This is a genomic window from Bradyrhizobium sp. 179 (assembly GCF_023073535.1).
In the GTDB taxonomy this organism is placed as follows: Bacteria; Pseudomonadota; Alphaproteobacteria; order Rhizobiales; family Xanthobacteraceae; genus Bradyrhizobium.
On record NZ_JADPJR010000087.1, the window covers coordinates 100,494 to 127,342 of the forward strand.

The window sequence follows — 26,849 nt, forward strand, 5'->3', positions numbered from 1 at the left end:
ATCAAGAAAAATCAGAGCCATGGGAGAAACGAGAATGCACAAGCAAGCGCTGGTCGGGCACCCGAACACGCCGGCGGGGAAGCCATTCTACCGGATTCTCTATGTCCAGGTGCTGATTGGCCTGATGCTGGGTGTCCTCACGGGCCATCTGTGGCCTGAGTTTGGTGCCGCGCTGAAGCCGCTTGGCGACGGCTTCGTCAAGCTGGTCAAGATGATGATCGCGCCGATCGTGTTCTGCACTATCGTCAGCGGCATCAACAGCATCAGCGATTCCCGCGAGATCGGCCGCACGCTGGTGAAATCCATGGCGCTGTTCTACCTGCTGACTGTGCTGGCGCTGCTGGCCGGGTTACTCGCTGTATCGCTGATCCAGCCGGGTGTCGGCATGCATGTGGCCGTCAGTACGCTGGATCCGTCGGTGGCTGCGAAATTCATCAAGCAGGCAGGTGCGACCGGATTCGCGGAGTTCGTGCTGCACATCATCCCACATTCGTTTTTTGGAGCGTTTGCGGATGGCGAAGTGCTGCCGGTGCTACTGATTTCTGTCCTGATCGCTTTTGGCCTAAGCCGTGCCGGCGATGGCGGTGTGGTGGTGACAAAGGCAGTCGACTCGTTCTCACAGGTGCTGTTTGTGTCCTTCGGCTTCATCATGAAGCTCGCTCCGCTCGGCGCCTTTGGAGCCATGGCGTTCACGGTGGGGCGCTACGGCATCCATTCGATTGGTTCGCTCGGACTGCTGATCCTGACGTTCTACATCGCCTGCTCCGTCTTCGTGGTCGTCGTGCTTGGCACGCTGGCGCGGCTTAACGGCTTCAGCCTGTGGAAGACTGTCCGCTACTTCAAGGAAGAACTGCTGATCGTGCTCGGCACGTCGTCGTCGGAGCCGGCGTTGCCTGGTGCGCTGCGCAAGCTGGAGCAACTCGGATGCCGGAAAGGCGTATCGGGGCTCGTGTTGCCGATGGGCTACTCTTTCAATCTGGACGGCAGCGCCATTTATCTCACCCTGGCTTCCATCTTCATTGCGCAAGCCTGCGACATTCACCTGTCATGGGGGCAGATTGCGGCAATGCTCGGACTGATGCTGCTGACTTCCAAAGGGGCGGCAGGCGTCACCGGCAGCGGCTTCGTCGCGCTTGTCGCGACCCTTTCGGTCATGCCGGATTTGCCGGTGACCGGCGTGGCGCTGCTTGTCGGCATCGACCGCTTCATGTCGGAGGCGCGGGCGCTGACCAGCATGATCAGCAACTGTGTCGCATCCATCACCATTTCGCTGTGGGAGGACGCCTGTGACCGCGAGGTGCTGGCCCGTGAACTGGGACAGAGTGGCACTATCAAGGTTGCGGCCGGGACGAAGATCGACGGGGCAACAAGGGTGCACGAGGACAAGAGCTGGATCTCGACGACGCAATCGGCCGCTTGACGCCGCGTTGCATGAAATCCGTCGCAGTATTGGATTTGGCAAATCGAGCCTGTCGCGCGCGGGCTGCCAAACCTAACAGAGCGAGGTTGATCACTCTAGTTGGACTTGGCGCCCTCCTTCGCGTTCTCCGCCGTCGGCGATCCGTCCTGCGCCGGGCGCTTTCCGCCCCCGGTAATGCGCTGCTTCAGGAGATCGAGGAAGGGAGAGGCCGCAGGCGACTGCCGGATCAGGCTTTCGGGGTCGGGGAAAATCAGGGGATCGTCCCAGGGCCCCTGCACCATGAAGGGCAATTGAAAGCCTGACGCCGTGTTGAGGCTCGCGACGCCCTTCATGTCGTATTCGCGTGTCGGTACGGAGGCGGTGCCGGTCAGCGTGATCTTCGCCGCGGGTCCTTCGATGCGGATGTCCTCGGCGGTGGCGATCCCGTCGGAGAATTTCACTGCGATGGTGAGCTTGTCGTAGGGGGTCGAGCCGTTGCGGAAATTGCCGCCGCCCGACAGCGGCCGCCGCTCCAACCGCTTGAGCAACTGCTCGGCATTGAAGCCCGAGATCGCGCCGTCATGCCCGGTGACGGTGGCGCTGCCGTCGAGCGACTGCACGAGGCCGAACGGGCTCGAGCCGGAGGCGAAGAGCGAAACGTTGATGTTGCCGCGGCCGGACAGTTTGTTGAGGCCGAATAGTTCGGAGGCGCAAGCCTGGAGGTCGACGTCGGTGAACTGGAATTGCGCCTTGATGTCGGCGACGCTGTCGGCGCGCGCGATGCCGAACGAACCCTTGGCGATGCCGCCATAGACCTGGGCCTCGCCGACCGAGAGCGCCAGCGTGCCGTTGCGCAAATTGGCGCCGATCGCAGTGCGGCCGAGCTTCGACGGGCCGACCGTCAGCTTTGCCGCCGACAGGCGCATGTCGAGGTCAGTGGTCGACAGCCCGTTAAGATCGAACAGCTGCCTGTTCCAGTCGCGCGCGCCGCTCGCGAGCAGGCGGAAGGTCGAGATATAGGGTGTGAAGTCGAGCGCGTCAGCGGCGAGCGTCGCCTGCAGGGTCTGCCGGCCGTTATTGGCGTAGGTCATCACGCCTTCAGCGGCATTGCCGTCGAGCTCGACATTGACGTTGGTGAGCGCGATCGAGGCACCCACGACGTTGGCGCGCGCCTTCAGCGCGAAACGGCCGAAGCCGCCGCTGGCGGGCTGCGGCTGGCCGGTCCAGCGTAGCGCATTGCGCAAGGACGGGCTGTCGATGGTGAGCGTGCCTTCCATCATCGGGCTGGTGCGGTTGGCGACGCTGCCGTCGAAGGCGAGCTTGAGCGGCGCGCTCGCGATCCGCGCCTTCAATCCTGAGCGCTCGCCGGAGAGGGCGGCGACGAAATCGGAAAAGCTGATCGAGCCATCGACGCGCTCGCCCCGCCAGTCGAACTGTCCGGTCGCGGCGAAGGAGCGCGAGATCGAGGGCCAGGCCAGCGACAGGTCAATGTCCTCTAGCTTCTCGGTGGCGCGCGTGGCAACGTCCTCGTAATTGAGCACGCCGTCCTGGATCCTGATCTCGGAGAACGACACCTGATTGTCGGCCCCGGGCTTCATGGTGCGCGCAATGGTCTGGATGAAGGGCGTCCAGTTGCTCTCGCCGTCCGGCTTCAGGCTGACATGAATGCGCGGCCGCAGCAGCGTCAGGTCGGCGATCTCGAACCGTTGCAACAGCAGCGGCAGCAGCCGCAAATTGGCGGTGAGGACGTCGACATGAAGCGCGGGATCGTAGGCGCCGCCGCCCTTGAGACCGACGTCGCGGAAGGAGATATAGCTCGCCGGCAGGACCGAAATGTCGATGTTGCCTGCGACACTGAGCTCGAGCCCGGTCACGTCGCGGATCTGCGCTTCCACCGCCTTGCGCAGCGCGTCACGGTTAATGAGCCAGGAGGTCGCGATCAGGGCGATCAGCGCCACGCCGAGCAGCGCCGCGATCGGGGTCCCGAGGCGCTTCATTCCTTGGGCCATGGTCAATGGCATGTCCTGATCGGGTTGGTCGTTGGAGCCAGAAGGACGGGTCGGGAAACCTGCGTGCCCATGCCCAAGCCCTATTATGTTAAGTCCCGCAACTTGATGGGTTTTCTTGTCGCTTTCAAGGCCGCGGACGATTCTGCCCACGGCGTGGGCAGCTTCTATCACCCGGCCACGGATCGGAGAACCCCGTATCATTGACGGCTTCGGAGAATTTCGCCTAATAATCGCCGCCAATAAGGCGCGACGCCCGCAAGCCGAACGTTCAGTCGAAGGTCATTTGCATGAACAAGGTCTATCCCGACGCCAAGTCGGCTCTGTCAGGCATTCTCAAAGACAACATGATGATCATGTCGGGCGGCTTCGGCCTCTGTGGCATCGCCGAGGAGCTGTCGGACGCGATCCGCGAGTCCGGCGTCAAGGGCTTGACGGTGGTCTCCAACAATGCCGGCGTCGACGGTATCGGGCTCAGCCGGCTGCTGCAAACCCGGCAGATCAAGAAGATGATCTCGTCCTATGTTGGCGAGAACAAGCTGTTCGCCCAGCAATTCCTCGCCGGCGAGCTGGAACTCGAATTCAATCCGCAGGGCACGCTGGCCGAGCGCATTCGCGCCGGCGGCGCCGGCATCCCGGCCTTTTACACCAAGACCGGCGTCGGCACGCTGATCGCCGAAGGCAAGGAAGTGAAGGAATTCGACGGCGAGAAATATCTGATGGAGCGTGGCCTGTTCGCCGATCTCGCCATCGTGCATGCCTGGAAGGGCGACACCGCCGGCAACCTCATCTACCGGAAGACCGCGCGCAACTTTAACCCGATGATGGCGACCGCCGCCAAGATCACGGTGGCCGAGGTCGAGCATCTGGTTCCGGCCGGTGAACTCAATCCCGACCACATCCACACGCCCGGCATCTTCGTGAAGCGCATCGTCGAGGTCGGCACGGCCAAGAAGCGCATCGAATTCCGCAACACCCGCCCGCGTCCGACGGCGGCGCAGGCGGCCGGCACTGGAGTAGAAATCTGATGGCCTGGACCCGTGAACAGATGGCCGCGCGCGCCGCGAAGGAACTGCGCGACGGCTATTACGTCAATCTCGGCATCGGCATCCCGACGCTGGTCTCGAACTACATACCCGATGGCATTGACGTCAGCCTCCAGAGCGAGAACGGCATGCTCGGCATGGGCCCGTTCCCCTATGAAGACGAGGTGGACGCGGACCTGATCAACGCCGGCAAGCAGACCGTGAGCGAACTGCCCTCGACGTCTTATTTCTCGAGCGCCGATTCCTTCGGCATGATCCGCGGTGGTCACATGGATCTGTCGATCCTCGGCGCCATGCAGGTGGCCCAGAACGGCGACCTCGCCAACTGGATGATCCCCGGCAAGATGGTCAAGGGCATGGGCGGCGCGATGGACCTCGTCGCCGGCGTCAAGCGCGTCGTCGTGGTGATGGAGCATTCCGCCAAGGACGGTCCGAAGCTCCTGAAGCAGTGCAACCTGCCGCTCACCGGCGAGCGCGTGGTCGACATGGTCGTCACCGATCTCGCCGTCTTCACTATCGACAAGCACGGCGACGGCGGCATGGCCCTGATCGAGCTCGCCGACGGCGTCTCGCTCGAGGAGGTCAAGGCCAAGACCGAAGCCGAATTCCGCGTTGCGCTGAAGAATACGTAAGGCCGTCGCAATGGAGGCGCGCATGACGATACGGTCAGCGCGTCCCGACGACGCCGGTTTTGTCGCACGAACCATTTTGACATCGCAGCGCGGCTACCGCACGCGTGGCTGGTTCGACGTCGCGCTCGGCTGCCCCGAAGCGCAGTGCCTCGATTTCATCGCGCGCATCACCGTCGCAGACGCGGTGTCGATGTGGCACGTCTCGCAATTCCTGATCGCCGAGATCGATGGCATGCCTGCCGCCGCGCTATCCGCGCTGCCGGCGGCCGGCACCGGACCTTCGGCCTGGCGCGCGATCGAGGAAGTCGCCGGTGCAACCGGGCTCGCCGCGCTGGAGCTGGAAGCCATCCGTCGACGCGGCGCCTATACGCGCGCCTGCTGGGTTCAGGGCGGCGAGGGCGACTGGATGATAGAATATATCGCATCCGATCCCGCCTATCGCGGTCGCAGCCTGGTGCAGGCGCTGATCGGGCACGCGCTGGATAAAGGGCGGGCGGCTGGATTTGGCCGGGCGACGATATCGTTTCTGATCGGTAACGAGCCCGCCGAACGTGCCTATAGCAAGGCCGGATTCGTGTTCGCGGAGGAGAAGCGCGATCCCGATTTCGAGGCGCTGATCGGCGCGCCCGGCTTTCGCATGTTCGTGCGGACAATCTAGCCCGCTGCGGCGCGGCCGACTTATCGGAAAGCTGTTCCGCGCCCGCGACATGGTCGATTGGATCGATGCTGCCGTTGACGAGTTCGCGCCAGCCCGGCGCGACCGCAGCGCCCCACCGAAACCCCCAATCGAACCGGTTCCTTCCCTGCCGCGTCTCATCACGATGGCGAGGCATCTTTTCGCGCGTCCGGCTGGTGACGCGTCGATATCGGCAGGGAGGAAATTTATGCGTACCATCGCAAAATATCTGGCGACGACGATTCTGGTCCTGGTGGCCTCGGCGGCGGCGTTGCCGTCATGGGCCGCCGACGTGGACGCCACATCGGCTATCGACACCGTCACCGTCTATCCCGATGGTGCCACCGTGACCCGTGTCATCGCGCTGGATCTGGCCTCCGGTGACAGTACGTTGGTCGCGAAGGACTTTCCGCTCTCGCTCGATCCGTCCTCCCTCCGCGTCGAGGGCGAAGCGGGCGCCAAGCTGACTATCGGCACCATCGACGCGCGACCGCCGCGTGCGGCGCCGCCGGTCAACCTGTCCGAGCTCGACCAGCGCATCGAAACGCTCAAGGACGAACGCTCCGATTTGCAAGGAGCAATCGATGCGGCGGTCGCGCGGCGCAAATTCGCTCAGCGCTTTGCCGAAGTCTCTCCTGCCGGTCTCGGCGACAAGGGCGAGGCCCGGCCGATCACCGAATGGCGCGCGGCCTTTGCCGCCGTCGCCGACGAGATCGCGACCGCCGACACTGCGATCCGCGAGGCCACGCGAAAACAGCGCGAGATCGATCGGCAGATCGCGCAGCTCGAGGCCGAGCGTTCGGCCAAGCCGCCGAGCAAGCTGGAGGTGCGGATCGACGTCGCCTTGGCAGCCGCGACCAAGGCGACGCTGCGGGTGACCTATACCGTGCGCAATGCGCGCTGGCTGCCGCTCTATGACGCGCGCCTCGACACTGGCGCCAAGGATCGCAAGCCGCAGCTCGAGCTGGTGCGCCGCGCCGAGGTCACGCAATCGACCGGCGAGGATTGGTCCAACGTGACGCTCGGCGTCTCCACCGTCCACATCAGCCGCGGCGGCAGCGCCCCGGAGCTGAATTCGCTGGTCGCGCAATATCCGCAGGTGGCGAAACCGCTGGCTGCAGGAACGGTCTCCGATCTGGCGCGGCCCGCGCCGGTCGCACGTCAGATGCAGCCCCATCTTTCGAAAATGGCCGAATCGGCCGAGCCGCGTGAACGCGCCGACGAGCAGCAGGCGGTTGCCGAGATCGGGGACTTCCAGGCTACCTTCAAGATTCCCGGGCGCGTCAGCCTCGGCGCCGCCGAAGGCGCCAAGAGCCTCCGTATTGCTTCGGTGAATGTGCCCGCCGATCTGGCGGTGCGGGCCGCCCCGGTGATGGACCCGACCGCCTTCCTCGAAGCCAGCTTCAGGCAGACCGACGAGGCGACTCTATTGCCGGGCAAGGTCGCGATCTACCGCGACGGCGTCTTCGTCGGCCGCGGCAAGATCATGGCGTCGGCCAAGGACGACATCGTGCGGCTCGGCTTCGGCGCCGACGACAAGGTTAAGATCGAGCGCGCGGTACTCAAGCGCAACGAGGGGTCGGCGGGTCTCCTTGTCACGACGTCGAAGACCGACGAGCGCGCGTTCAAGACGACGATCCGCAATGGACACGACTTCCCGATCAAGATTGCGATCGAGGATCAGCTGCCGGTCAGCGAGAACGAGGACATCGTGGTCGAGATGCTGCCCGCAAGCACGCCGCCCACCGCGAGCAACATCCGCGACAAGCGTGGCGTGATGGAATGGTCGTTCGACGCCAAGCCCGGCGAGTCCAAGGACATCAACTTCGCCTGGCGCATCCGCTGGCCGAAGGACAAGAGCATGGTGATCGCACCGGCCGGCTGACGGTGTCTCTTCACCTCTCCCGTAGTGACAGGTGAAGTGCGCCGCAAGCTCTGCGCAAATCAACTGGGCATCATCGCGTAGGTCCAGCCGCTCGCATCGATTGCGGCAGCACGTACGGTACGCCGTCGCCGCCTTGGTGCACGGCGGCATCGATCTCGAAGATGTCGCGGATGATCTCGTGCGTGACGACATCGGCCCGCGGGCCGTCGACGGCGAGCTTACCGCGGTTCAGCACGATCAGTCGGTCGGCGAAGCGGATCGCGAGGTTGAGGTCGTGCAGGATTGCGACCACCGCCGTGCCACCTGCCGCGCGGCGGCGCGCGGCTTCGACGAGGTCGATCTGGTGGCGCAGGTCGAGGCTCGAGGTCGGCTCGTCCAGCAGCAGAAGTCCGGGGCCGTGTTCGGCCTCGCCGCAGGCGAGTTGCACCAGCACGCGGGCGAAATGGGCTCGCTGCTGCTCGCCGCCGGACAGTGTCGGCAATTGCCGGTCTCTGAAATGGGCGAGGCCAACCTCGTCCAGTGCGGCATCGACGAGCGCGCTCGCCTCGCGCGAGCTGCGATCGCCTGCGCCCATCAGCACGATCTCCTCGACCGTGAAGGGAAAGGTGACGTTGATGTGCTGGGACAGCATGGCGCGGCGCGCGGCGAGCTCGCGCGGCGTGAAGCTGCTGATGTCGCGCTGCTTCAGCCGCACCTCGCCCTCGCTTGGGCGGAGATCGCCGGAGAGCAGCCGCAGCAGCGTCGACTTGCCGGCGCCGTTCGGGCCAATGATGGCGACCGTCTCGCCGGCCGCGACATGCAGGCCAACCGCATCGAGCAGTGTCGCGCGGCCGGCGTGCTTGCTTAAGGATTGCGCCTCGATCACGGCGCTCATAGCGAGGCGAGCCCACGCTGCCGCAGCAGGATGGCCAGGAAGACCGGCGCACCGACGGCCGCGGTCAAAATGCCGATCGGCATCTCCGCAGGCGCCACGATGGTGCGCGCCAGCGTGTCGGCGCCGACCATCAGAATAGCGCCAAGCAGCACCGAGGCGGGCAGCAGCAGCCGATGCGCCGGTCCGACGACCAGACGGAGCAGATGCGGCACGACGATGCCGACGAAGCCGATGACACCGCTGATCGACACCGCAACGCCGGTCATGGCGGAAACCATGACGATCGAGATCCGTTTCAGGCGCTCGACGTCGACCCCGCCGTGAAAAGCGTCGGCTTCGCCGAGCACCAGGAGATCGAGCCCGCGCGCGATGAAGGCGCAGGCCGCAAGCCCGACGGCCAGGATCGGCGTGAGCACGGCGGCCTTGGTCCAGGTCGCGCCGCTCATCGAGCCCAGCAGCCAGAAGGTGATGTCGCGGAGCTGGCGGTCATCGGCGACGAACACCAGCAACCCGATGCCGGCATTGGCAATGGCGGTGATGGCGACGCCGGCGAGCAGGAAGATCGCGATGGAGGTTCGCCCGGCACGGCTGGAGATGCCGTAGAGGATCGCGGTCGTCGTCAGCGAACCTGTAAAGGCCGCGAGCGGCAACAGCTCGGTCTGGAGGAAGCGCAGCGCTTCGCCGAACCGTGAATCGGTGAAGACGATCGCACTCGCCGCCGCGAGCGCGCCGCCGCTGGAAACGCCGACCAGCGCGGGATCGGCGAGCGGATTACGAAACAGTCCCTGCATGATCGCGCCGGCCGCGGCGAGCAAGCCGCCGACCATCGCGGTCGATGCGATCCGGGGAATGCGGATCGACCACAGCACGAGCTGGTCACGCGCCGTCATGGCGTCGGCAATCGTATTGCCGGCAAAGCCGAGCGCAGCAGGCAGTCGCGAGAGAGGAATACCGGCCGCACCAACCGTCAGCGCAACGATGGCGGTGAGCACGAGTAGCACGACCAGAAGGGGAAGCGCGAACGATGCGGCACGTCGTCGTGCGGCGCGTCGTCGCCGGCTTTGCGCATCCGTCCCGACCGCCACACTCATTGCCGGCAATTCGCCGCCGACAGGGCCGACGTGAACGCGCCGCCCTGTTCGGCCAGCGTCGGATAGAGCTTGACGGAGAGATCGCGAGCGGCCGCGGCCGTGCGCGGCCCGAACCCGAGCAGATAGAGGCCGTCCATGGTGATGAAACTCTTGTTGGACGCAACCGGCGTCAGCGCAAAGCCGGGATGGGTATAGACCGCTTCGGCCTGGAGCGAATCCTTGCCGCGCTCGATCGACAGCACGACATCGGGTTTGGCTGCCACGATCGCCTCGTCGCCGATGATCTTGTAACCATCATAATCGTCGACGGCGTTGGCGGCGCCGGCGAGCTGGATGATCTCGTCCGCCGCGGTCTTGCGGCCGGCGACCATGGCGCGTCCGTTCTGGAGCGACATCACGAACATCACGCGCGCCGGCTTCGTCACCTTGGCGCGCAGCGCGCGGAGCTGCGCGAGATCGGTGCCGACCGCAGCGCTCAGGCATTCGGCGCGCGCATCGACGCCCATGGCGTGGCCGACCAGCTTGATCTTCTCGATCAGGCCTTCCTCGGAGAAGGTCTCGGGCACCAGCACCAGCGGCACCTTCGCCCCCTCCAGGATGACCATGGTCTCGCGCGGGCCCGATCCCTGGATCGCCAGGATCAGCGTCGGGTTGAGGCCCAGCACACCTTCGGCGGAAATCTGGCGCATGTAGCCGACATTGGCTTTGTCGTGCAGCGCCGCCGCCGGATAGAGGCTCGTCGTGTCGACGCCGACCAGCCGGCTCTCCAGGCCGAGTGCATAGAGGATTTCGGTGATGGCGCCGCCGATCGAGACCGTGCGCGCGAAATCGGTGATGGCGATGTCGCGATTGCGCGCGTCGTGCACGGTGACACCGGCGGCGTGCGCGCCGGACACGAGCGCGAACGTGCCGGAGAGCAGGAGGCTTGCAAGAGTGCGACAAAATGTCATTGCGTTCACTTGGTCAGGATCAGCTTGTTCTGCGAGGTCAGGCGCAGGCGATAGCTGTCCGCGCCATGCGCAATGATGATCTCGCGCTCGGCCGCAAACAGCTCGCGGCTGTCGATCCGACTTCCTCGCATCGTGAGGGTTCTCGTTGCTGCAGAAGGCCCTCCTGCCGCCGCGCCGCTGCCGCTGTCTCCTGATGTTGCTGACATTGTCGGTGTGATGCGCTTTCGAAATTCAGATACGTCTTGCTTTGTATAGGGGGCGCGAGGCGCATTCCAACGGCAGCAATTTACAATCGATATAAACTGTAAACCGATGTCATTGACGGTCAGAGTGTTGCCACGTAACCAATGATGGCAGCGGGGAGTGCCCCGCGTGCTTTCGAAAGACAGCCAGCCAGTCGTTCGCGTTGCGAACGCACGCCAGCCAATAGACTCCAAGACTAAAGTGAAGTGCAGGCTGGGGCTGATATGGCTGACGGGGCTAGGTATTCGCGCGCCCTGATTTTGGGCGCGTCGGTGGTTTCAATCGCGGCAATGACGGCGGAGAGGGGGCTTGCACAGGCCGCCCAGCCGCAGGCCGAAAGTGCGTCGTCGGAACGGCCCAAGCAAGCGAAGCGCAGGCCGGTGAAGCCGCCAGTTGCGCAGCAGGCAGCGCCCGACGTCATCAACGCCCGCGCCCAGGCTGGAGGCGCCGCGCCTGTTCAGACGCTCGACACGATTACGGTCGCCGCGACCAAGACACCGGAGCGGACGATCGATGCGCTCGCGCCAGTCAGCTCGATTTCGCTCGACCAGATCCAGGGGCTTCAGCCCAACCGTTTGTCGGGCATCTTCTATGCGGTGCCCGGCGTGTCGTTCCAGGAGCGCGGCGACGATCCCGCAACCGTCATCAACATCCGCGGCTTGCAGGATTTCGGCCGCGTCGCGGTCGTGGTCGACGGTGCGCGGCAGAACTACCAGCGCACCGGCCACAATGCCAACGGCTCCTTCTTCCTCGACCCTGAATTGATCGGCGGGGTCGATGTCGTGCGGGGACCGACTGCCAATATCTACGGCTCCGGTGCGATTGGCGGCTTGGTCTCCTTCCGCACCAAGGACATCAACGACGTGTTACGCCCCGGCGAGCGCTGGGGCGTCGATCTCTCCGGCTCCTACGGCTCCAATAACAATCGCGGCCTCGCTTCGGTCTTCGGCGGCGTGCGCGCCACGCCCGATGTCGATGTCTTCGGCGGCGCGATCTATCGCACACAGGGCAATTACAAGGACGGCAATGGCACCGAGATCGGCAACATCGGTAACCAGGTCGAAAGCGGGCTGATGAAGCTCACGGCGCGGCCGGCCCTCGGTCACGAGGTCAAGTTCCGTGCCATCTTTCAGGATTATCAGTACGATATTGGTCAGTTCAACCGGGGCCCGGTGGTAACTGCGGCGCAGCGCGCGCTTTATCAGGGCTCCTCGGTTTACGCTTCCGACGCCAAGAATTACACGGGGACGATTACCTGGAACTATTCGCTGCCGAGTGACAATCTGTTCGATTGGCACATGTCGGTCTACGGCAACCGCGTCGACAACGACCAGACCAAAACCTATCACTATTCAACCGGAGGCGCGGCCTATTGCGGCGCGGGCAATTTCGGCAACAACATCTCGGGCTGCGTCGGCGACAAACGCGGCTATGTCGTCAACACCTACGGCATCGACCTCAACAACACCACGCGCTTCAACGTCGGTGACTGGCGCAACGCCGTCACCTGGGGCGTCGACGCGTTTCAGGACGACGTCATCACGACCGACAGCCGCGGCAACTCCAACATCACGACGCCGAGCGGCATCCGTACCGTGTCGGGCGGTTTCGTTCAGTTGAAGCAGAACTACGGCACCTGGTTCGAGGCGGTGAGCGCGATCCGCTATGACCGCTACGACCTCGATTCCGGCAGGACCAGCGCCGGCGGCGACCGCTTCTCACCCAAGATCACCCTGGGCGTCACGCCGATCGCGGGCTTCCAGCCTTATGTCAGCTATGCCGAAGGCTATCGCGCCCCGTCGATCACCGAGACGGTGATTTCCGGCGCGCACGCGACCGGTGGCGGACCGGCGTTCTTTCCCTGCCCCGACGGCACCGTCGGCCTGTTCTGCTTCCTCCCCAACCCAAACCTTCGTCCCGAGGTCGGCAAGAACAAGGAAATCGGTATCAACCTGAAGTATGACAACATCTTCAGCGCGTCTGACTCGTTCAGGGGAAAGATCAACCTGTTCCGCAACGATGTCAGCGACTATATCGACCTCGTCGCTTCGGCGGCGGTCCTGGTGCCGCCATTCGGCTCGTTCAGCCAATACTACCAGTATCAGAACATCGCCAATGCCCGCATCCAGGGCTTCGAGGCGGAGACGATGTACGATGCGGGCAGCTGGTTCATCGGCGTCGCCGGTCACTACATCCAGGGCAAGAACGTCGCCACCAATATCGGGCTTGCGACCATCAGCCCGACCAAGGTCGTCACCACCGGCGGTGTCCGCCTGCTTGATCGCACCCTGATCGTGTCGGCGCAGTGGGCTTCGTTCGGTCCGAACAACGACGTGCCGGCCAACTATATTCGCTCGACCGGCTACGATCTCGTCAATCTGTATCTGACCTACAATGCGACCAGGGATATCGTGTTCTCGGCCTCGATCGACAATCTTCTGAACCAGTATTACCGGCCTTATGCCATTCCCGGCAGCTCCACCGATGGCACCTCGCAGAACGACGTGCTGTGGACGAGCCCGGGACCGGGCAGGGTCTACAAGGCCGGCCTGAAGATCCACTTTGGAGGTGCGTAAGCCGCAGGGCACCGCAAACCACAGCTTCCGTCGCGCCGCGCTGATGCTCCAGCGCGGCTTCGGCGCGTTTTCGTCTTGATCAGAAGGAGAGACTTTCGTGTTCATCGCTATGAATCGTTTTCAGGTGAAGCTCGGCTCGGAAGCCGCGTTCGAGACCGTGTGGCGCAGCCGGGAGTCCTATCTCGGCAGCATGGCCGGCTTCGTTGAATTCCATTTGCTCAAAGGACCGGCGCTGGAGGACCACACGCTGTATTCCTCGCACACGGTGTGGGTCGACAAGGCCGCTTTCGAGGCCTGGACTCGCTCCGAGGAATTCCGCCGCGCACATGCGCGTGCCGACAACAAGACCGGCGAAAGCCTCTATCTCGGCCATCCCAGGTTCGAGGGGTTCGAGGTCATCATGACTGAGCGCAAGGCGAACGCGGCCGCCTGAGCCGGCCGATCATGAAGGGAGCTGGACATGTTGAGCACCGATCTCGCCGATCTCAAGGCGTATATGGCCGACAATCCCGGCGCCGTGATCGAGGACGTTGCGCGCGAGCGTAAGGTCACCCCGCGCGCTGTGATCGAGGCGCTGCCGCCGTCCATGGTGCGCATGGGCGGCGGTGAGCATTTCGCCGCCGCCATGCAGGATATCGCCGAATGGGGCGAGGTCACGCTGATCGTGCACACGGACGATGGGATCTTCGAGTTCACCGGGGCGCTTCCCGCGGGGGAGATCGGCCGCGGTTACTTCAACCTGATGCAGCCGAAGGGATTGCACGGCCATCTCCGTCACGAGCGATGCGCGGCCGTCGTCTTCGTCGAGCGTCCCTTCATGGGCAAGACGTCCGCCTTCGTCGCCTTCGTCAATGCCGATGGCGGCATCATGTTCAAGGTCTTCGTCGGCCGCGACGAGACCCGTGCGCTGCGTGCGGACCAACTGGCGCGGTTCAGGCAGCTCGCGGACCGGATCGCGCCGCAGCCAACCGCGTAGCTTCTTCTGTCTGACGGGAGATCAGGATGCAAAGCAATTCCAGGCTTCGGCACATGATCGTAACATCCGTGCTGGCGCTCGCGCCGACACCGGCCTTCGCGATCGACGAAGCGCTGTTACCGCGCAATCTGTCGCCCTGGGGCATGTTCGTCAGCGCCGACATCATCGTGAAGACGGTGATGGTCGGCCTCGCCGTGGCTTCGCTGGTGACATGGACGGTGTGGCTTGCGAAGACCATCGAGCTGCGCCGCAAGGGGGCGCTGGCTTTGCACCGGACGCGCGCGCTCGAAGGCAACATGACGCTGGCCGAGGCCGCGGCACGGGCCGGCGATGCGCATGATGCGGTCGCCCAGCTTATCCAGTCCTGCGCCAAGGAGGCGGAGCTCTCCGGCGGCGTGCTCGATAATGGCCTTGAGGAGCGGGTGGCGCTGCGGTTGGAGCGGGTCGAGGCGGCCATGTCCCGGCAGATCGCGCGCGGCACCGGCGCGCTGGCGACCATCGGCGCCACCGCGCCGTTCGTCGGCTTGTTCGGCACGGTCTGGGGCATCATGAATTCCTTCATCGGCATCTCCGAGAGCCACACCACGAGTCTTGCGGTGGTCGCGCCCGGCATCGCGGAGGCATTGCTTGCCACCGCGCTCGGCCTCGTCGCCGCGATCCCGGCGGTCGTGATTTACAATCATCTCGTTCGCGGCATCGCCAATTACCGCGCGCTGCTCAGCGATGCCTCGGCACAGCTTATGCTGCTGGTGAGCCGCCAGCGCGACCACGGAGAATTCCGCCTGGCGCGGGCGGCGGAGTAGGGCCATGTCCGCAAAGCTTGGCGCACGTTCGGGATCGCCGCTCAAGCGTGGTGATCCCAACGATCTCGACGTCACCCATGAGATCAACGTCACGCCATTCATCGACGTGATGCTGGTGCTTCTGATCATTTTCATGGTGGCGGCGCCACTTGCCACCGTCGACATCGGTGTCGATCTGCCGGCGAGCGCCGCCGAGCCCGCGCCGCGGCCGGACAAGCCGATCTTCGTCACCGTGAAGCCGGATCTTTCGATTGCCGTCGGTGAGGATCTTGTGTCCCGCGATGCGCTCGGCACCTCGCTCGCTGCCGCCACCAAGGGCCGCAAGGACGAGCGCATTTATCTGCGCGCCGACAAGGCGGTCTCCTATGGCGACCTGATGGAGGTGATGAACAGCTTGCGCAATGCCGGCTACCTGAAGGTCGCCCTGGTCGGCCTCGACGGGCGCAGCTGATGGCCTCCGCAAACGCGTTTGCCCTGCACGAGCCGCTCGGCGAAAGGGAAACCACGCGCTGGGGCCTATCGGCGGCCGTGATCGTGGCGCTTCACGTGGCCGCGGCACTGCTTGCGATGAGCTGGCTCAAGGCGATGCCCGAGCAAGGTGTGAGCCTGCCGGCGATCATGATCGACATGGCACCGGTGACTTCGGCGCCGCAATCGATGCAGGACGATGTCGCGCCAGGGCCGGCGATGCAGGAGGCCGACGCTTCGCCGCCGCAGCCCGTGCAGCAGCAAATGGCCGAGGAGACGATCGCGCCGACGCCGCCGCAGGAAAAGCCGGACGTTGTAGCGCCACCCGAGCAGAGATTGGAGCCGACCCCGGCCAAGCCCGAGCCGGCGAAGATCGTCCCGGTCGAAAAGCCGGCGCCGGCGAAGCCTAAGGTGGCTCGCCGCGAGGCGAAAAAGCCGTCGGAAGCGCCGCCGGCGCCGCGCACCAGCGCAGCCCCGCGCGCCGAGCGCGAGGCGGCGATGGCATCGGCCCAGAACGCCGGCGCGGTGGCCTCCGTGATCGCATCCTACAATCAGCGCGTCCGCGCGCATCTGATGCGCTTCCACCAATATCCGTCCTCTGGCGGCGGTCAGCGCGGCATCGCGAGGCTGAGCTTTACGATTGCTCGTAGCGGGCAGGTCACTTCCAGCCGCCTCAGTGGTTCGTCCGGCGTCGCCGCTTTCGACGCTCAGGCCATGGCGATGATCCGCCAGGCCTCGCCGTTTCCACCGATCCCGGACGAGGTCAAGAACGGCGCGATGAGCTTTACGATTCCGGTGGAGTTTACGGTGCGATAAGTCTCCGTTGTCACGCCCCGCGAAGGCGGAGCATCAAGTACGCCGCGGCATTTCCGTATGACGCCGCCGCCGCGGCGTACTGGATCGCCCGATCGAGCCCGGCGATGACCGTATCGAGAGAGCGTCGCCTCACTTCGCCTTCAGGAAATCCGCGACTTCGAGCAGCATGAACTCGTTATCGTCGGCCTTGTTGGGGTCGCGGCTGGACGAGAACGGCAGATTGTTGTCGTTGCCGACGATAATGCGAGTGTCGTCGACGCGATCGACGTTCTCGATGGTGAAGAACGGGAAGGTGTAGACGCCGTCATTGAGCGGCGTCCTCGCCTTCTTGTCGGGATCCCTGATCTTCAAGAGGTCGATATAGCCGATCTTGCGCACGGGCTTGCCGACATTGGCATCGGCGAGCTCGATCTTGTAGATGCGCTTGAATTTGGCGAGGTCAGGAAAGCAGTTCTCGCCGCGGGTGCCTTGCGGGCAAGACTTGTCGGCCGTGCCTTCGCCGTTATCGCGCTCGATGACGAGGCCGCTGGTCGGGTCGACCATGTTGAAGTCGCCGATGGCATTGCCGTTCTGTTCGAACACATACTGCCAATAGCGTCCGGTGAATTTCTCGGCAGCGACGTCGAATTCGAGGATGCGGGAGGCTTCCTTGCCGTCGACCTTCTCCCAGTCCTTCTTGTCGGCGTCCCACAGCGGTCCTTCGAGCAGGCCGTAGAGGAATTTGCCGTCCTTGGACGATGCAAAGCCCTCAAAACCCTTGGAACGGCGGAGGTTGACATTCGTGTAGGTCGCGCCCGGCGCGGCCGGCGTTCCCACTGCCCAATTGTCCGGCGAGCGCACCGGCTTGCCATCGGCGACCGTCTCGAACACGGCCAGGATCTTGCCGGTTTTGTCGGCCTTCAGGATATAGGGGCCGAACTCGTCGCCGATCCAGAAGCTGTCGGCGATGATCTGGAAGCCCTCGGTGTCGAAGTCCGAGCCGGTGAGATAGCGCTTCTGGGTATCCTCATGAACGATGCGGAACGGCACGCGTCTGTCGGGATCGTGCGGGAAGATGGTCTCCAGCCGCTCGATCTTGCCGCTGGTCCAATCCATCTTGTAGTGGTTCAGGTATAGCATCGAATCCGGCGAGTTGGCACGCGCGCCCATGCCGTTGTCGGTGATGACCCAGAACGTGCCGTCCGGCATGGTCTTGATGCCGGAATGACCCTGCAGCGGCTGGCCCCTAAACGGCAGCGACACGCCCGTCGCCCGCTCATAGGACTTGCCCATCACGGTGCCGAGCGCGTCGACGCGCTTGCCCGTCGTATATTTGCCCGAGGTCTTGAGATCGGCTGGCGCATCGGCGGGTGCGTCGATGAACGATTCGGCCGGCATCACCACGTGGCCGACGAGTTTGGCGGGGAATTCACCTTCGCTCTGCGCGAGCGCGGCGCTCGCGGTGAGAATGATCGTTGCGACGGTGCCGAGAAAAGTCGCGCGCATGTGCGTCTCCGGTTGGCGGACGCACGCCTTATGCGGACGGCACATTGCAGTTTTGTGAAGCCGGGCCAAACGCCGCAGTGGCCATCTACTCCTTTACCGCGCCCGTCAGCGACGACACGTAATAATCTACGAACAGGGAGTAGAAGATCGCAACCGGCAGCGAGCCGAGCAGCGAGCCGGCCATCAGCGCACCCCACTGATAGACGTCGCCGGTGACGAGCTCGGTCAGGATCGCGACCGGCACGGTCTTGTTGGCGCCGCTCTGGATGAACGCAAGCGCATAGATGAACTCGTTCCAGGACAGCGTGAAGGAGAAGATGCCGGCCGAGATCAGGCCCGGTACCGCCAGCGGCAGCGTGATCCGCCTCAGGATCTGCAGCCGCGTGGCGCCGTCGACCAGCGCGCATTCCTCGAGCTCGTAGGGAATCGACTTGAAATAGCCGATCAGGAGCCAGGTGCAGAACGGCACCAGGAAGGTCGGATAGACCAGGATCAGGGCAAGCGGTGAGTCGAACAGGCCGAACTGCACGACGACGGTGGCGAGCGGAATGAACAGGATCGACGGCGGCACGAGATAAGCGAGATAAATGCCGAGGCCGACATAAGGGCTGCCGCGGAAGCGCAGGCGTTCAATGGCGTAAGCGGCAAGCGTGCTCGCGATCAGCGACAGCGTGGTCGAGCCGATCGCGACCAGCATCGTCGTCCACAGCCAATGTGGATAGGCAGTGTTGAACAAGAGGTGCTTGATGTGCGCCAGCGTCGGCGACGAGATCCAGAACGGATTGTGCTCCTTGTAATTCATCAGCTCCGCGTTCGGCTTGAACGAGGTGATCGCCATCCAGTAGAACGGGAACAGCAGGATAAGTACGAAGCAGCCGAGCGGCAGATAGATCATCATCAGCCGCCGCAGCCCGGAGTCCCAGGCCATCGTGTCGGGCGCTGCCTTCGCGTCGGCGACAGCCGGTTGGGCGACTGTATCAGTCATTGCTCTCTCCCTGCTGCCATTTGCGGCGCGCCAGTCCGAAATAGGAGAACAGCGTCGCGAACACCAGGAACGGGATCATCGACACGGCGATCGCGGCACCCTCGCCGAGCTCGCCACCGGCGATGCCGCGCTGGAAGGCCAGCGTTGCCAGCAGATGGGTCGAGTTGCCGGGCCCGCCACGGGTGATGGCGTAGACCAGCTGGAAGTCGGTGAAGGTGAAGATGATCGAGAAGGTCATGACGATGGCTAGGATCGGCATCATCATCGGGAAGGTGATGTAGCGGAAACGCTGCCAGGCGCTGGCGCCGTCGAGCATCGCAGCCTCGTAGAGCGAGGGCGAGATGGTCTGGAGCCCAGCCAGCAGCGAGATCGCGACGAAGGGAATGCCGCGCCAGATATTGGCGGCGATCAGCGAGAAGCGGGCCGGCCAGGCCGAGCCGAGGAAGTCGATGTTGCTGGAGCGCCAATGCAGCACGTCGACCAGCAGATACGAGATGATTGAGAATTGCGGATCGTAGATCCACCAGAACGCCAGCGCCGACAGCACGGTCGGCACGATCCAGGGCAGCAGGATGATCGCACGCAGCACGCTCTTGAACGGAAAATGGTTGTTGAGCAGCAGCGCGAGCCAGAAGCCGAGTGCGAACTTTCCGAAGGTCGCGACCGCCGTGTAGACCACGCTGTAGAACACCGCGTTCCACCAAAGAGAATCGGTGAGGAGATACTGGAAATTTTCGAAGCCGACGTAGATGCCGCGCCGGCCGATCGTGGTGTCGGTGAAGGCGAGCCAGATGCCCAGGCCGAGTGGATAAGTCAGGAAGACCGCGAGCAGCCCGATCGCAGGCGCCAGACACATCGCGATCAGGAACGGCTTGTAGTCGAACAGGCGCACAATCCAGTTCGGCTGCCGCTGTGCGAGAACGGGGGAGGAGAAGGTGGTCACGGACATCGGTTCGGCGTCCTGTCTTGGGCTGTCGCTACCGCAGTCATTGCGAGCGAAGCGAGGCAATCCAGCCTGTCTGCGCGGTTCCGGTCTGGATTGCGTCGTCGCCTCGCTCTTCGCAATGACGGCTGCCTTGTCGTGAGTTTTTACCGGCCCTGCCGCCGGAAGTACCGCTTGCACCGCTGCTCGGCTTCTGCGGCAGCCGCCTCCGGCGTGGCAGCACCGGTCGCAACGGACGCGAACATCTGGATCAGCACGTAGTCGGCGCTGACGGCTCCCGTCGCTGTCGAGATCGGGCCTTTGTAGCCGTCGTAATAGGTGCTGTTCATCGTGTCCTTGAACAGCTTCACCTTGGGATCCTGCGACCACACGGCTGCTTCGGCGTAGGCGGCCAGCGGCTGAGACCAGTAGCCCGAATTGGCATTGAGCCACGGCTCGTACTGGTCCTTTTCCAGCATGTATTGCAGGAATGCCTTCGCCGCGTTGGGGTACTGGCTGTGCTTGAACACCATGGCGTTCAGCGTCAGGCCCGCCATCGGAGAGACCTTGGCCAGACCCTTCGGCAGCAGCTGATGCTCGCTGTCCTCGGCGATCGCCTTGGTGGCCGGATCGTTCTTCAGCGAGAAGTACAGCGAAACGCCGTTGGCGGTCAGGGAGATCTCCTGCGAGGAATAGGCCCGGTTGTTGCTGACGTCGTTCCACGACGTCGTGCCGGCGATGAAGGTCGGGTAGAGCTGCTTGACCCAGTTCAACGCGGCGATGGTCTCCTTGCTGTTGATCGTGACGTTGCCCTCTTCATCGAGCAGGGATCCGTTGTGCGACCACAGCGCCCAGCTCGCAAAACCGTTGCCATCGCCCTTGGCATTGCCGAGCGCGAAGCCGGCCGGCTTGCCGGCCTTGTGCAGCTTCTGGCACAGGTCGAGGACGCCGGCATGATCCTCCGGCACCTTGTCGAAGCCGACCGATTGCAGGACCGACTTGCGGTAGATCAGGGGGCCGGCCGTGGCGCCGAACGGCAGCCCGATCCAGGTATCGCTCTTGTTCTTCTTGCCGTAGCGCTGCGCCAGCGGCAGCCAGCCGCCATAACGCTTGCCGAGATAGTCGGCGACATCGGTCAGCTCGATCAACTTGTCGATATAGATGTGCGGAGCATCGGAGAAGCCGATGATGATGTCGGGGCCGGCGCCGGAATTGGCGGTCACTGCGGTCTGCTGATTGATATCTTCCCAGCCGACGAAGTCGACCTTGACCTCGACCCCGGTATCCTTCGTGAACTTTGCCGCGTTGGCGCGGAACACGTCCTCGTCGGCCTGGACGAAGCGTACCGGGCGCAGCATGCGCAAGGACGCGCCCTTCTCAATCGCGAGTTTCGGTGCCGCCACGTCGGCAGCCTTGATCGTTGATGGCGTTGTTTGCGCTGCAGCACCGGTGGCCGCGAGCGTTGCAGCAGACAGGCCCAGCGCCAAGGCATCACGACGCGTGATGTCGTTCCTCATCAGTTCCTCCCTTGATGTCTCCCTTCCCGGCGTTGATCGCCGGTGAAGGGCCGTTCCGGTTTCCGGCGCCTTTGCGCCGGCCGCCTAGCTGTTCGGCCCGCGATCCATGCTGACCGGTTGCCAGCGGCGGAGCGCGGTGCTTTGCAGCACCGACGGATTGACGCAGCTTACTGGCCACATGCCCTGAAGCACCAGTGACAATTCGTAGCCCACGCGGCGCTTGCGCGCCTCGTCGAACCGTGCCGAGGCCGAAGCGACGTGGGCGGTCAGGGTCACGTTCTCCATACCGAGCAGGGGATTGTTGTGCGAGGGCGGTTCTTTCTCCAGCACGTCAAGAGCGGCATGCGCGATCCAGCCCTCCTGGAGCGCCTTGATCAGGCTCTCCTCGTCCACCGTGGCACCGCGCCCGGTGTTGATGAAAATCGAGCCCTTCTTCATCTGCCGGAAGTGCTTCTCGGTCAGCATGTGATGGACCTCGGGCCGGGCGGGGGCGTGCATCGAGACGAAGTCGGATTGCGACAGCACCTCGTTCAGCGTCGCCGGGATCACGCCGTGGTCGTACATCAGCGTTTCCTGGATGAAGGGATCATAGGCCATCATGCGCAGGCCGAAGGGCGCTGCGCGTTTCGCAACCGCGCGCGCGACGCGGCCGAACGAGATGAAGCCGAGCGTCTGGCCCATCAGCCGCGGGATCTTGAGCAGCGCCGGCCGGCCCTCGGCCCAGCGGCCGTCGCGCACCATGCGATCCTGCTCGACCAGGCGACGGAAGCCCGCGAGCAACAGCATCATGGCGTGGTCGGCGACCTCCTCGATGAAGGTGTCGGGGATGTTGGTGACGGGAATTCCGCGGGCGGTGGCGGCCTTGACGTCAACGCTGTCGACGCCGACCGAGCCGAGCGTAATGACCTTGCAGTTTTCTAAGCTGTCGATGATGCTCTTGGTGATCGGGATACCCTTGGCATAGATGGCGTCGGCGTTTTTCGCGGCGGCGATGAACCCGGCCTCGTCGGCCGGCGCCTCGACGATCTCGGCATCGATCGGATCGAGCGCCTCGCGCTCATAGGAGTAATCGCTGCCCGCGACCGTGAAGCTCGCGCCCTTCGGCGTCACCACCCTGTATTTCGGCATTTTCTGCTCCCGATTTGGTTTCTTGTTGTGGCCTGCCTTCGTGGCTGACCTTTGCGTCTTTTACGCGAAATCGACGCGGCCGCGTACAATTCCCGGTTGTTGGCGCGGAGATAAATTGCCGGTTTGTGCGGCTGCGTCCGGGCTTCTACGGATGACCGTAAGTAACTTGATAAGGGCTCACACATAAAAGTTGATTCGATTTTGATCGAACTGGTCGCGTGCCCGTATCCCGTCATTGCCGGAGCCATCCCGTGAAATTGAGCAATCTGAAGATCGCCCCGAAGCTCGGCATTCTTGTCGGTGTCACCTTGTTGGGCCTGTGCATCTCCGGTGTCCTTGCCGGCTACCTGATGAAGCAGGAGATGGTGAATGCACGCATCGATCAGGCCAAGGCTATCGTCGAGCTGGCACGCAACTACGCGGGCGCTCTGAAGAAGCGCGTCGATGCCGGCGAGCTGACCAAGGATGCGGCCCTGGCCGAACTTCGCCGCTACGGTAACGCGATGACCTATGACAACGGCGCGGGCTACCTGTTCGGCACGTCGTATGACGGCATCACCCAGCTTGCGCCCGATCCGAAGCAGATCGGCACCAACCGCATGGACGTCGTGACCAACGGCCGCAAGCTGTCGCTCGAGCTGATGGACGGCGTCAAGGCGAAGGGTTCGATCCTGCTGTATTATGAATATGTGAAGCCCGGCCAGGAGAAGCCGATCCGCAAGATCGGATATGCAGTCGCCGTGCCTGGCTTCGAGATGTATCTCGGCACCGGCGCCTATCTCGACGACATCGACGCCAGGATGGGCCCGGTCTATTGGCTGCTCGGCCTGGCCATGCTTGGCATCGTCATCGTTGCGGGCAGCGTCGCCTGGCTGATCGGCCGCGGCATCAGCCGTCCGCTGGCGCTGCTCGGCGCCCGTATGAAGGACCTCGCCGATGGCAAGCTCGAGGGCGACATTCCCGGCGTCGGCCGCGGCGACGAAGTCGGCGCGATGGCCTCCACCGTGCAGATCTTCAAGGACAATGCGGTCCGCATCCGCGACCTCGAGAAGACCGAGGCGGATGCCAAGGAGCGTGCCGCGGCGGAACGTCGCAGCGCGATGGAAGACATCGCTAACGATTTCGAACGCAGCGTCAACTGCATCGTCCGCTCCGTCTCCTCGGCCGCCGCCGGCATGCAGAGCACGGCGCAGTCGATGACCGCGACCGCGACCGATGCCTCCTCGCGTGCCGCAACGGTCGGCGCTGCCTCGCAAAAGGCCTCTGGCAATGTCGGCACGGTTGCCGCTGCCGCCGAAGAGCTGTCGAGCTCGGTTGCGGAAATCTCCCGCCAGGTCACCCGCTCGACCGAAGTCGCCAGCCGCGCCGTCAGCGATGCCGAGCGGACCAACGCCACCGTGCAGGTGCTCTCGACCGGCGCCGAGAAGATCGGCGAGGTCGTCAAGCTGATCCATTCGATCGCCGCGCAGACCAACCTGCTCGCGCTCAACGCCACCATCGAGGCGGCACGCGCCGGTGAATCCGGCCGCGGATTCGCGGTCGTCGCCTCCGAGGTCAAGGCGCTCGCCAACCAGACTGCGAAGGCGACCGAGGAGATCTCCGCGCAGGTCGCGGCGATGCAGACCTCGACCAGCGACGCGGTCACGGCCATCACCGGCATCACCCAGACGATCGCCGAGATGAGCGAAATCACCGCCGGCATTTCGGCATCGATCGAGCAGCAGGGCGAAGCGACCCGCGAGATCGCCCGCAACATCCAGTCGGTTGCGGCCGGCTCGAGCGAGATCAACGCTCATATCGGCAGCGTCACGTCGGCCGCGGAAGCGACCGGCAGTGCGGCCAGCGACGTGCTCACCAACGCCCGCGAGCTGGACAACCAGTCCGGCGCGCTGCGCAGCGCCGTGGACGGCTTCCTCGCCAAGGTGCGCGCGGCGTAAGCCCGTGCGCTGAATTCGTAGAGTGGGCAAAGACGCAAAGCGTCGTGCCCACCTTTTTCTCTCGGCTGTCATGCCCCCGCAAAGGCGCATCCAGTACGCCGCGGCCTCTCGGTTCAAACACAGGCGCCTCTGGAATACTGGATCGTCGCCTCCTGCGGACGATAACATTGTCCGAGGAGCCCGCCCTACTGCTTCTCGATCTTCGCGTTCGTGATCAGCTTCTCCCACAGCACGAGCTGCTCGTTCACGAAGGTGCCAAGCTGCTCCGGCGTGCCCGAGAAGGCGTCCATGCCGAGGGTGGCGAGCTTGGCCTTGATCTCCGGATTCTCGACGATCTTCCTGATCTCGGTATTGAGCCGCGTCACGATCTCCTTGGGCATGCCGGCCGGGCCGAAATAGCCCTGCCATGACGAGATGTCGAAGTCCGGCACGCCGGCCTCCTGCATCGAGGGCAGATGCGGCACCAGCGGCGAGCGCTCCTTGGTGGTGACCGCGAGCGCGCGCAGCGCGTTGCCGTTGACATGCGGCAGGCCGGTCAGGATGTCGACGAACATCATCGAGACGCGGCCACCCATGACGTCGTTGAGCGCCGGCGGCGAGCTCTTGTAGGGGACGTGCAACAGGTCGAGCCCGGCATTGTGGGCAAAGGTCGCGCCGGACACGATCGCCGAGGACGAGCCCGAAGCGTAGCTCAGCTTGCCTGGGTTTGCCTTGCCATAGGCGACCAGCTCGCCAACAGTCTTGGCCGGCACTTCCGGGTTGACGACCAGCATGAACGGCAGGTCGCCGGTGCGCGCGATCGGCGTGAAATCCTTGACCGGATCGTAAGTGAGGCTCTTGAGCAGATAGGGATTGGCCGAATGCGTGGTGTTGGTCGTCACCAGCAGCGTGTAACCGTCGGGAGCGGCCTTCGCGACGTAGGTTGCGGCGAGCATACCGTTGGCGCCCGCCTTGTTCTCGATCACGATGCCGACGCCGAGCGCCTGCGACAGATGCTGCGAGATCAGCCGCGTCGTGGTGTCGGTGCCGCTGCCGGCCGCGAACGGCAACACCAGCGTGATGTTGCGGCTCGGATAATTGTCGGCCTCGGCCGTGGATGCGGCGGCGAGGCACAATACGGCCGCGCCGATGGCACGCAGGTTTCGAGTCAACGCTGAAATCATGTCTGGACGTTCCCTCTTTGTCGTTGGCGGGGAACCTAGCGTCTCCTCATTGAAATCGGAAGCGGTGAGTTTGCCGCCGTGTCTCCGCGCCGCGGAATTACTTCGCCGCCGAACCCTGGCGCGAGGCGATCACGACCCCGGCGAGCACCAGCGCGTAGCCGATCAGGTGGAACGGCTGCAGCTTTTCGCCGAGCAGCAGGATCGCCATCGCCGAGCCGAACACCGGCACCAGATGGAAGAACGGCGCGGCGCGGTTCGGGCCGATCAGCGCGACGCCGCGGTTGAAGAAGAGATAGGCCAGCGTCGAGGGGAAGATCAGGATGTAGCCGAGGGTTGCCAGCGTCGTGCCGTCGAACTGCAGCACGCGGCCGCTTAGGGCCTCCCAGATCGCGGTCGGCAGCAGCATCGTCGCGCCGCAGCAGGTGGTGAAGGACAGGAAGGAGAGCTGGTGAATTTTTGGCCGGCGCGGGATGAAGGCCGAATAGAGACCGAACGCCACCAGCGAGGAGGCGAACATGATGTCGCCTCTGTTGAAGCTGATGCTCGCGAGTGCGGCGAGATCACCGCGCAGGATGATGATCAGCACGCCGAGAAGCGAGATCGCAATGCCGGCGAACTGCGCACCGGTCAGCCGCACCCCGAACAGCACCAGCGACCACAGCGCCACGAACAGCGGACCTGCCGACTGGATCAGCAACGCGTTCAGCGCCTCCGTGTATTGCATTGCCCAGTACGAGATCGCGTTGTTGAAGGCAAATCCCACCAGCGACAGGAACAGCATCAGGGGCAGGCTGTTGCGCAAGGCAGGCCAGTCGCGCTTCAGATGCGGCCAAGCGAACGGCAACAGGATGAGGAACACGCCGAACCAGCGGATCGTGGTCACGGTCAGCGGCGGCACATGCGCGCCGACATGACGCGCGAGCACGATGTTGCCGGCCCAGAACAACGAGCTCAGGCTCAGCAGCAGATAAGGCTGGTTGTTGAGCCAACTGGCCGTATTGGAGGCCGGTGGCGCGGGCGAAGCGATCGTCATTGGCGTCGATACGAGCTTGCGCCGGATTGCCGCCATGACACAAGTCACGCGGCCGCAATGCTACAATGCAGGCATGACCCGAGGAGGCGTCATTGGCGGTTAATATGTTGGACGCAATGTGCTCTTCCGCTCTCCCGCAAGAGGCTATGGGATTCCCGGTTTTATGCTTTGGATTGCAAGCAGATAACCTTCGAGGATTGCGGCGAGGCGGTCCCAGCCGTCTCGCATTGTCTTTGGG

General features: G+C 64.1%; 24 protein-coding genes. 12 read left to right on the forward strand and 12 right to left on the reverse strand.

The features are described 5' to 3' along the window. The first annotated feature begins 34 nt into the window (after positions 1-34). On the forward strand, positions 35-1,420 hold the full coding sequence (dctA, locus tag IVB12_RS21455; protein WP_249817074.1) for a C4-dicarboxylate transporter DctA: 1,386 nt from the start codon (positions 35-37) through the stop codon (positions 1,418-1,420). A 95-nt stretch (positions 1,421-1,515) separates the two neighbouring features. On the opposite strand, the gene IVB12_RS21460 is transcribed toward dctA, so the two are convergent. Then, positions 1,516-3,408, reverse strand: coding sequence for an AsmA family protein (locus IVB12_RS21460; protein WP_247301631.1), 1,893 nt, complete (start codon positions 3,406-3,408; stop codon positions 1,516-1,518). A 287-nt stretch (positions 3,409-3,695) separates the two neighbouring features. Between IVB12_RS21460 and IVB12_RS21465 the strand changes: the two genes are divergently transcribed. From IVB12_RS21465 to IVB12_RS21480, 4 genes are all read left to right on the forward strand, one after another. Beyond that, positions 3,696-4,433 carry a CoA transferase subunit A gene (locus IVB12_RS21465; RefSeq protein ID WP_247301594.1) on the forward strand — a complete coding sequence of 246 codons (738 nt, stop codon included), beginning with the start codon at positions 3,696-3,698 and terminating at the stop codon, positions 4,431-4,433. Continuing rightward, positions 4,433-5,083 carry a CoA transferase subunit B gene (locus IVB12_RS21470; RefSeq protein WP_247280156.1) on the forward strand — a complete coding sequence of 217 codons (651 nt, stop codon included), beginning with the start codon at positions 4,433-4,435 and terminating at the stop codon, positions 5,081-5,083. The genes IVB12_RS21465 and IVB12_RS21470 overlap by 1 nt, the downstream gene beginning before the upstream one ends. A 22-nt stretch (positions 5,084-5,105) precedes the next feature. Then, positions 5,106-5,741, forward strand: coding sequence for a GNAT family N-acetyltransferase (locus IVB12_RS21475; protein WP_247301596.1), 636 nt, complete (start codon positions 5,106-5,108; stop codon positions 5,739-5,741). 226 nt (positions 5,742-5,967) lie between these two features. Next, on the forward strand, positions 5,968-7,644 hold the full coding sequence (locus IVB12_RS21480; RefSeq protein ID WP_247301598.1) for a mucoidy inhibitor MuiA family protein: 1,677 nt from the start codon (positions 5,968-5,970) through the stop codon (positions 7,642-7,644). A gap of 70 nt (positions 7,645-7,714) precedes the next feature. Here the strand turns inward: IVB12_RS21480 and IVB12_RS21485 are convergent, their stop codons facing one another. From IVB12_RS21485 to IVB12_RS21500, 4 genes are read right to left on the reverse strand one after another with little or no spacing between them, the layout of a single operon-like run. Continuing rightward, positions 7,715-8,518, reverse strand: a complete 804-nt coding sequence (locus IVB12_RS21485) for a heme ABC transporter ATP-binding protein (RefSeq protein WP_247301599.1) — start codon at positions 8,516-8,518, stop codon at positions 7,715-7,717. Next, positions 8,515-9,609 (reverse strand): iron ABC transporter permease, encoded by a 1,095-nt coding sequence (locus IVB12_RS21490; protein WP_247301601.1) that lies wholly within the window; start codon positions 9,607-9,609, stop codon positions 8,515-8,517. The genes IVB12_RS21485 and IVB12_RS21490 overlap by 4 nt, the downstream gene beginning before the upstream one ends. Next, entirely contained in the window at positions 9,606-10,559 is a 954-nt protein-coding gene (locus IVB12_RS21495; protein ID WP_247301602.1) for a hemin ABC transporter substrate-binding protein, read from the reverse strand. The genes IVB12_RS21490 and IVB12_RS21495 overlap by 4 nt, the downstream gene beginning before the upstream one ends. 5 nt (positions 10,560-10,564) lie before the next feature. Further along, the gene (locus IVB12_RS21500; protein WP_247301604.1) at positions 10,565-10,765 is read right to left on the reverse strand and encodes a hemin uptake protein HemP; all 201 of its coding nucleotides are present in this window, start codon (positions 10,763-10,765) and stop codon (positions 10,565-10,567) included. Positions 10,766-11,026: 261 nt separating this feature from the next. Between IVB12_RS21500 and IVB12_RS21505 the strand changes: the two genes are divergently transcribed. The 6 genes from IVB12_RS21505 to IVB12_RS21530 all read left to right on the forward strand — a co-directional run bounded on the left by IVB12_RS21505 (position 11,027) and on the right by IVB12_RS21530 (position 16,441). After that, positions 11,027-13,378: a TonB-dependent hemoglobin/transferrin/lactoferrin family receptor gene (locus IVB12_RS21505; RefSeq protein WP_247301605.1), complete on the forward strand. Its 2,352-nt coding sequence runs from the start codon at positions 11,027-11,029 to the stop codon at positions 13,376-13,378. Positions 13,379-13,475: 97 nt separating this feature from the next. After that, positions 13,476-13,811, forward strand: coding sequence for an antibiotic biosynthesis monooxygenase (locus IVB12_RS21510; RefSeq protein ID WP_247301607.1), 336 nt, complete (start codon positions 13,476-13,478; stop codon positions 13,809-13,811). A gap of 27 nt (positions 13,812-13,838) precedes the next feature. Further along, on the forward strand, positions 13,839-14,354 hold the full coding sequence (gene hutX, locus IVB12_RS21515; RefSeq protein WP_247301608.1) for a heme utilization cystosolic carrier protein HutX: 516 nt from the start codon (positions 13,839-13,841) through the stop codon (positions 14,352-14,354). A 26-nt stretch (positions 14,355-14,380) separates the two neighbouring features. Further along, the gene (gene exbB / locus IVB12_RS21520; RefSeq protein WP_247301610.1) at positions 14,381-15,157 is read left to right on the forward strand and encodes a tonB-system energizer ExbB; all 777 of its coding nucleotides are present in this window, start codon (positions 14,381-14,383) and stop codon (positions 15,155-15,157) included. A 4-nt stretch (positions 15,158-15,161) separates the two neighbouring features. Next, entirely contained in the window at positions 15,162-15,608 is a 447-nt protein-coding gene (gene exbD, locus IVB12_RS21525; RefSeq protein WP_247301611.1) for a TonB system transport protein ExbD, read from the forward strand. After that, positions 15,608-16,441, forward strand: coding sequence for an energy transducer TonB (locus IVB12_RS21530; RefSeq protein ID WP_247301613.1), 834 nt, complete (start codon positions 15,608-15,610; stop codon positions 16,439-16,441). Before exbD ends, IVB12_RS21530 begins: the two co-directional genes overlap by 1 nt. Before the next feature lie 129 nt (positions 16,442-16,570). On the opposite strand, the gene IVB12_RS21535 is transcribed toward IVB12_RS21530, so the two are convergent. From IVB12_RS21535 to IVB12_RS21555, 5 genes are all read right to left on the reverse strand, one after another. After that, complete coding sequence (locus tag IVB12_RS21535; RefSeq protein ID WP_247301614.1) at positions 16,571-17,926, reverse strand: esterase-like activity of phytase family protein; 1,356 nt, start codon at positions 17,924-17,926, stop codon at positions 16,571-16,573. Positions 17,927-18,011: 85 nt separating this feature from the next. Next, entirely contained in the window at positions 18,012-18,911 is a 900-nt protein-coding gene (locus tag IVB12_RS21540) for a carbohydrate ABC transporter permease (RefSeq protein WP_091888289.1), read from the reverse strand. Continuing rightward, positions 18,904-19,860 (reverse strand): sugar ABC transporter permease, encoded by a 957-nt coding sequence (locus IVB12_RS21545; RefSeq protein WP_247301616.1) that lies wholly within the window; start codon positions 19,858-19,860, stop codon positions 18,904-18,906. Before IVB12_RS21545 ends, IVB12_RS21540 begins: the two co-directional genes overlap by 8 nt. A gap of 140 nt (positions 19,861-20,000) precedes the next feature. After that, the gene (locus IVB12_RS21550; protein ID WP_247301617.1) at positions 20,001-21,350 is read right to left on the reverse strand and encodes an extracellular solute-binding protein; all 1,350 of its coding nucleotides are present in this window, start codon (positions 21,348-21,350) and stop codon (positions 20,001-20,003) included. Positions 21,351-21,434: 84 nt separating this feature from the next. Next, positions 21,435-22,478: a C-terminal binding protein gene (locus IVB12_RS21555; RefSeq protein WP_247301619.1), complete on the reverse strand. Its 1,044-nt coding sequence runs from the start codon at positions 22,476-22,478 to the stop codon at positions 21,435-21,437. Positions 22,479-22,729: 251 nt separating this feature from the next. On the opposite strand from IVB12_RS21555, the gene IVB12_RS21560 reads away from it, so the two are divergent. Continuing rightward, positions 22,730-24,415 (forward strand): methyl-accepting chemotaxis protein, encoded by a 1,686-nt coding sequence (locus IVB12_RS21560; RefSeq protein WP_247301621.1) that lies wholly within the window; start codon positions 22,730-22,732, stop codon positions 24,413-24,415. 185 nt (positions 24,416-24,600) lie between these two features. On the opposite strand, the gene IVB12_RS21565 is transcribed toward IVB12_RS21560, so the two are convergent. Together IVB12_RS21565 and IVB12_RS21570 are read right to left on the reverse strand one after the other, a co-directional pair. Further along, positions 24,601-25,578, reverse strand: coding sequence for a tripartite tricarboxylate transporter substrate binding protein (locus IVB12_RS21565; protein ID WP_247301623.1), 978 nt, complete (start codon positions 25,576-25,578; stop codon positions 24,601-24,603). A 97-nt stretch (positions 25,579-25,675) separates the two neighbouring features. Next, positions 25,676-26,611 carry a DMT family transporter gene (locus tag IVB12_RS21570; protein ID WP_247301633.1) on the reverse strand — a complete coding sequence of 312 codons (936 nt, stop codon included), beginning with the start codon at positions 26,609-26,611 and terminating at the stop codon, positions 25,676-25,678. Positions 26,612-26,849: the final 238 nt, after the last annotated feature.

What these genes read in the sequence shown, in the direction of transcription:
- IVB12_RS21570 (WP_247301633.1), bottom strand. Translation starts at nt 26,611, where the DNA reads ATGACGATCGCTTCGCCCGCGCCACCGGCCTCCAATACGGCCAGTTGG.
- exbD (WP_247301611.1), top strand. Translation starts at nt 15,162, where the DNA reads ATGTCCGCAAAGCTTGGCGCACGTTCGGGATCGCCGCTCAAGCGTGGT.
- dctA (WP_249817074.1), top strand. Translation starts at nt 35, where the DNA reads ATGCACAAGCAAGCGCTGGTCGGGCACCCGAACACGCCGGCGGGGAAG.
- IVB12_RS21555 (WP_247301619.1), bottom strand. Translation starts at nt 22,478, where the DNA reads ATGCCGAAATACAGGGTGGTGACGCCGAAGGGCGCGAGCTTCACGGTC.
- IVB12_RS21530 (WP_247301613.1), top strand. Translation starts at nt 15,608, where the DNA reads ATGGCCTCCGCAAACGCGTTTGCCCTGCACGAGCCGCTCGGCGAAAGG.
- IVB12_RS21470 (WP_247280156.1), top strand. Translation starts at nt 4,433, where the DNA reads ATGGCCTGGACCCGTGAACAGATGGCCGCGCGCGCCGCGAAGGAACTG.
- IVB12_RS21505 (WP_247301605.1), top strand. Translation starts at nt 11,027, where the DNA reads ATGGCTGACGGGGCTAGGTATTCGCGCGCCCTGATTTTGGGCGCGTCG.
- IVB12_RS21490 (WP_247301601.1), bottom strand. Translation starts at nt 9,609, where the DNA reads ATGAGTGTGGCGGTCGGGACGGATGCGCAAAGCCGGCGACGACGCGCC.
- IVB12_RS21495 (WP_247301602.1), bottom strand. Translation starts at nt 10,559, where the DNA reads ATGACATTTTGTCGCACTCTTGCAAGCCTCCTGCTCTCCGGCACGTTC.
- IVB12_RS21475 (WP_247301596.1), top strand. Translation starts at nt 5,106, where the DNA reads ATGACGATACGGTCAGCGCGTCCCGACGACGCCGGTTTTGTCGCACGA.
- IVB12_RS21545 (WP_247301616.1), bottom strand. Translation starts at nt 19,860, where the DNA reads ATGTCCGTGACCACCTTCTCCTCCCCCGTTCTCGCACAGCGGCAGCCG.
- IVB12_RS21540 (WP_091888289.1), bottom strand. Translation starts at nt 18,911, where the DNA reads ATGACTGATACAGTCGCCCAACCGGCTGTCGCCGACGCGAAGGCAGCG.
- IVB12_RS21485 (WP_247301599.1), bottom strand. Translation starts at nt 8,518, where the DNA reads ATGAGCGCCGTGATCGAGGCGCAATCCTTAAGCAAGCACGCCGGCCGC.
- exbB (WP_247301610.1), top strand. Translation starts at nt 14,381, where the DNA reads ATGCAAAGCAATTCCAGGCTTCGGCACATGATCGTAACATCCGTGCTG.
- hutX (WP_247301608.1), top strand. Translation starts at nt 13,839, where the DNA reads ATGTTGAGCACCGATCTCGCCGATCTCAAGGCGTATATGGCCGACAAT.
- IVB12_RS21550 (WP_247301617.1), bottom strand. Translation starts at nt 21,350, where the DNA reads ATGAGGAACGACATCACGCGTCGTGATGCCTTGGCGCTGGGCCTGTCT.
- IVB12_RS21465 (WP_247301594.1), top strand. Translation starts at nt 3,696, where the DNA reads ATGAACAAGGTCTATCCCGACGCCAAGTCGGCTCTGTCAGGCATTCTC.
- IVB12_RS21480 (WP_247301598.1), top strand. Translation starts at nt 5,968, where the DNA reads ATGCGTACCATCGCAAAATATCTGGCGACGACGATTCTGGTCCTGGTG.
- IVB12_RS21565 (WP_247301623.1), bottom strand. Translation starts at nt 25,578, where the DNA reads ATGATTTCAGCGTTGACTCGAAACCTGCGTGCCATCGGCGCGGCCGTA.
- IVB12_RS21500 (WP_247301604.1), bottom strand. Translation starts at nt 10,765, where the DNA reads ATGTCAGCAACATCAGGAGACAGCGGCAGCGGCGCGGCGGCAGGAGGG.
- IVB12_RS21460 (WP_247301631.1), bottom strand. Translation starts at nt 3,408, where the DNA reads ATGGCCCAAGGAATGAAGCGCCTCGGGACCCCGATCGCGGCGCTGCTC.
- IVB12_RS21535 (WP_247301614.1), bottom strand. Translation starts at nt 17,926, where the DNA reads ATGCGCGCGACTTTTCTCGGCACCGTCGCAACGATCATTCTCACCGCG.